The sequence below is a fragment of the Rhizobium sp. Root1220 genome, from assembly GCF_001426265.1.
GTDB lineage: Bacteria > Pseudomonadota > Alphaproteobacteria > Rhizobiales > Rhizobiaceae > Rhizobium.
In genome coordinates this window covers 1-1,539 of record NZ_LMDG01000028.1, presented here as the reverse complement: position 1 = coordinate 1,539, position 1,539 = coordinate 1, and the positions used below count along the sequence as shown (strand labels likewise).

General features: G+C 58.0%; 1 protein-coding gene. It reads left to right on the top strand.

Annotated features, from left to right (window positions below; genetic code table 11):
* Nucleotides 1–762 precede the first annotated feature (762 nt).
* The coding region (locus tag ASC90_RS17110; protein WP_056542748.1) for a hypothetical protein at nt 763–1,539 on the top strand (777 nt) is incomplete at its 3' end.

Below are 1,539 nucleotides of genomic sequence, written 5' to 3'. Positions count from 1 at the left end.
AGAAAGGCATTACGATATCTCGGCGGGCGGTTCGTGTCACGGACGCTAATTTCTAAGGGGACAGATGAGATTCTCACCACCAATAGTTTTTCAACAGTATCAGCCAGAAGCAGACACCGTACTATTTATATATGCAGGTCGCTCGATTAGCGATTGCTACGCCCGTTTCCGAGGCCGGTTCGCTCGCTCCGGAAAGAATGAGTTGCAGAGGTGCAGCATAATTTGGACCTTGCTTGGTGTACTCTGCAATTCGCGTTCCACCGGAACAAAGCATAGCGGCACCCGTTGTGACTTATGGGAGTAGTCCTGAGCAGTCCATCGCTAGCAACGGCGATGGAGATGGCGACGGTACTTCCCGGAGAACTACGATGGATATCACCACGCTTCTAATTATCGTTGTTGTGCTTCTTCTGCTTGGCGGCGGCGGCTACTACGGACGGGGCCGCTGGTATTGACCGGCAACTCCGGCGGACGCGACGCTGGCCCGGCATTGGATCGCCGTCGTCTGACAAGCCGGAGGCGTGAGCGGGAACGCGACGCAAAGCGATTGTAGCTTCGTGCTGAACCGCCATGTGCAGATTACATAATTTTCCAACGCAACCAAGCCGCCGCATCCAAGTTCTCCTCTCAGGCAATCATTGGAAGGCTGTCCGTTTCGCTGACTGATGCGTTGGCTTTTCAACAGACTTAATCCGCAGAGGACCATTCGAGGCTGCAAAGAGCTTCGGTGCAGCCTGAGTGTTACCCCAAAAGGAGTTGGCAATGTCCCAACCTATTGCAACCCACTCGCCCACGGGCACTTCATACGCTTCCGAAGAGACCGTGACACTACTGAACCGTATATGCTGGGGCGCGGTATTTGCGGGCGTCGCAATTGCACTCGCCGCGCAGTTTCTGCTGAACCTGCTAGGGGTCGGAATCGGCGCGGCCGTTCTCGATCCTGCCACCACTGACAACCCCACAGCCTCCTCGTTCTCCATCATCGGCGGACTTTGGTTCGTCGTAGCGGGCATAGTGGCTTCGTTTATAGGGGCTTACGTCGCCAGCCGTCTTTCCCGCCGTCCAAGTGAAACAACCGGCGGCTTTCATGGCATCACATCCTGGGCGGTGACGACACTCGTTGTGCTCTACCTCCTCACCACATCGGTTGGCGCGCTTGTGGGAGGCGCGTTCAGCGGTCTTGCAAGCGTCGTCGGCAGCGCAGGACAGGCGACGGCCACCGCTGTGTCAGCGGCCGCCCCAGCGCTCGCTTCTTCCAACCCCATGGCCGCAATAGAGAGTCAAATTCGAGACAGCAGCGGCGGCACGGACCCGCAAGCTCTACAGGCGGCGGCAGTCTCGGCGATGAGGGCTGTCACAACCGGTGATCAGTCGAAGATCGCGGAGGCAAAGGCCAGCGCCGCGGAAGCTTTGGCCAAAGCGCAAAATATTCCCGTCGATCAAGCTCGGGCGAAGGTCGATGAATACGAGGCCAGTTATCGCGACACCGTCGAGGCTGCAAAGCAGCAGGCGCTTAACGCCGCACAGACCACCGCCACC